Source organism: Streptomyces sp. WM6386 (genome assembly GCF_000972385.1).
Lineage (GTDB): Bacteria > Actinomycetota > Actinomycetes > Streptomycetales > Streptomycetaceae > Streptomyces.
Map to the genome: position 1 here is coordinate 1 of NZ_JXTE01000147.1, position 3,187 is coordinate 3,187.

Genomic DNA, 3,187 nt, shown 5'->3' on the forward strand with positions numbered 1-3,187 from the left:
ACCCCACCCCCTCGGCCACCGCCACCCCACGCCCTCGGCCGCCCAGCCATCGCTCCCGCCCTCCCCACGCCCGGCGAACGCCGTTGTCACCCCCGCGTGCGAGGATCGGAGACGTACCTCACATGTGTGCGCGAAGGAGAGAGTGCGATGGCCACCAAGCCGCCCAAGGGTGATCCGGTTCAGGACGCGCCGCAGGTCGCCGAGCCGAAGCACGCGGCGGCGGGGCTGCCCGCCATCGGGCACACACTGCGGATGGCCCAGCAGCAGATGGGCGTCAAACGCACCGCGCTCACCCTCCTGCGCGTGAACCAGAAGGACGGCTTCGACTGCCCGGGCTGTGCCTGGCCGGAGCCGGACCACCGGCACAAGGCGGAGTTCTGCGAGAACGGCGCGAAGGCGGTCGCCGAGGAGGCCACCCTGCGCCGGGTCACCCCGGAGTTCTTCGCCGCGCACCCGATCACCGACCTCGCGACGCGCAGCGGCTACTGGCTGGGACAGCAGGGGCGGCTCACCCACCCCATGTACCTCCCCGAAGGGGGCACGCACTACGAACCGGTGTCCTGGGAGCGTGCCTTCGACATCGTCGCCGAGGAGATCGCCGCCCTCACCTCCCCCGACGAGGCCCTCTTCTACACCTCGGGCCGCACCAGCAACGAGGCCGCCTTCCTCTACCAGCTGTTCGCGCGCGAGCTCGGCACCAACAACCTGCCGGACTGCTCCAACATGTGCCACGAGTCCTCCGGCTCGGCCCTGACCGAGACGATCGGCATCGGCAAGGGCAGCGTCCTCCTTGAGGACCTCTACAAGGCCGACCTGATCGTCGTCGCCGGCCAGAACCCCGGCACCAACCACCCCCGCATGCTCTCCGCCCTGGACCGGGCCAAGGCGAACGGCGCGAAGATCATCAGCGTCAACCCGCTGCCCGAGGCGGGCCTGGAGCGCTTCAAGGACCCCCAGACCGCCCAGGGGATGCTCAAGGGCACCGCTCTGAACGATCTGTTCCTGCAGATCCGCATCGGCGGCGACCAGGCCCTCTTCCGCCTCCTCAACAAGCTGATCCTGGAGACGGAGGGCGCCGTCGACCAGGCCTTCGTCGACGAACACACCCACGGCTTCGAGGAGTTCGCGGCCCAGGCCCGCGCCGCCGACTGGGACGAGACACTCACCGCGACCGGCCTCACCCGCGCGGAGATCGAGCAGGCCCTGGGCATGGTGCTCGCCTCGAAGCGCACCATCGTCTGCTGGGCCATGGGCCTCACCCAGCACAAGCACTCCGTGCCGACCATCCGCGAGGTGGTCAACTTCCTTCTCCTGCGCGGCAACATCGGCCGTCCCGGCGCGGGCGTCTGCCCGGTCCGCGGTCACTCCAACGTCCAGGGCGACCGCACGATGGGTATCTTCGAGCGCCCCGCGCCCGCCTTCCTGGACGCCCTGGAGAAGGAGTTCGGCTTCGCGCCGCCGCGCGAGCACGGCTACGACGTCGTACGGGCCATCCAGGCGCTGCGCGACGGCAAGGCGAAGGTCTTCTTCGCGATGGGCGGCAACTTCGTCTCCGCCTCCCCCGACACGGAGGTCACCGAGGCGGCCATGCGGCGCGCGCGGCTGACCGTGCACGTGTCGACCAAGCTCAACCGCTCGCACGCGGTCACGGGCGCGCGTGCCCTGATCCTGCCCACCCTGGGCCGCACCGAGCGCGATCTTCAGGTCGGCCCGAATGGGAAAAGCACAGAGCAGTTCGTGACCGTCGAGGACTCCATGGGCATGGTGCACGCCTCCCGCGGCCGTCTGGAGCCCGCGAGCAGGCACCTGCTGTCCGAGCCGGCCATCGTCTGCCGCCTCGCACGCCGCGTGCTGGGTTCCGGGTCCCGCACCCCGTGGGAGGAGTTCGAGAAGGACTACGCCACCGTCCGCGACCGCATCGCGCGCGTGGTCCCCGGCTTCGACGACTTCAACGCCCGCGTGGCCCACCCGGGCGGCTTCGCCCTCCCCCACGCCCCCCGCGACGAACGCCGCTTCCCGACCACCACCGGCAAGGCCAACTTCACCGCCGCGCCCGTGGAGTTCCCCGCGCTGCCCGAGGGCCGGCTGCTGCTGCAGACGCTGCGCTCGCACGACCAGTACAACACCACGATCTACGGCCTGGACGACCGCTACCGGGGCATCAAGAACGGCCGCCGGGTCGTCCTGGTCAACCCCGAGGACGCCCAGAAGCTGAAGCTCGCCGACGGCTCGTACGTCGACCTCGTGAGCGAGTGGAAGGACGGCGTGGAGCGGCGGGCGCCCGGCTTCCGGGTCGTGCACTACCCGACGGCACGGGGCTGTGCGGCGGCCTATTACCCGGAGACCAACGTCCTGGTGCCGCTGGACGCCACCGCCGACACCAGCAACACCCCGGCCAGCAAGTCCGTCGTCGTCCGTCTGGAACAATCGGCGACCGACTGAGCGTTTGCTCAGCCGAGCAGTGATCCCGACGAAACGGAGCCGGGCCCCATGGGCGAGCAGCAGCATGTGAAGTTCCCGCAAGAGGTCATCGACGAGTACGCCGCGCTCGGCGTCGACCTGCCGGCACTGTTCTCCGCGGGGCACCTCGGCACCCGCATGGGCGTGGAGATCGTGGAGGCGTCCGCGGACCGGGTCGTCGGGACGATGCCGGTGGAGGGCAACACCCAGCCGTACGGGCTGCTGCACGGCGGCGCCTCCGCCGTCCTGGCCGAGACGCTCGGCTCGGTCGGCTCGATGCTGCACGGCGGCAGCTCCAAGATCGCCGTGGGCGTCGACCTCAACTGCACCCACCACCGCGGGGCGCGCTCCGGCCTGGTGACCGGTGTGGCCACACCCGTGCACCGGGGGCGGTCGACGGCGACCTACGAGATCGTGATCAGCGACGAGCAGGGGCGGCGGGTGTGCAGCGCACGGCTGACGTGTCTGCTGCGGGACGTGAACCCCGGCGACGCGGCCCACGTCGTGGCGGCCAACTGACCACGCCGGGACTCCGGCCCGGAGCCACCCCGGGCCCCACACCTCAGTCCCCCTGCACCCCGCCGCCGCGGGGCCACGCGCCCCCGTGCCCCTCCACCCCCGGAGGCCTCACACCTCCGCGCGCTCCCATGAGGCCGGGCCCGACTCGCCCCGGCCTCATGGGAGGGCGCGGAGGTGTGAGGCCTCCGGGGGTGGAGGGGCACGGGGG

2 protein-coding genes are annotated in these 3,187 nt (G+C 71.5%); both read left to right on the forward strand.

Annotated elements, in window-relative coordinates:
- Positions 1–147: 147 nt before the first annotated feature.
- Complete coding sequence (locus tag TN53_RS40120) at positions 148–2,442, forward strand: FdhF/YdeP family oxidoreductase (RefSeq protein ID WP_046263803.1); 2,295 nt, start codon at positions 148–150, stop codon at positions 2,440–2,442.
- Positions 2,443–2,490: 48 nt separating this feature from the next.
- The gene (locus TN53_RS40125; RefSeq protein WP_046263804.1) at positions 2,491–2,979 is read left to right on the forward strand and encodes a hotdog fold thioesterase; all 489 of its coding nucleotides are present in this window, start codon (positions 2,491–2,493) and stop codon (positions 2,977–2,979) included.
- Positions 2,980–3,187: the final 208 nt, after the last annotated feature.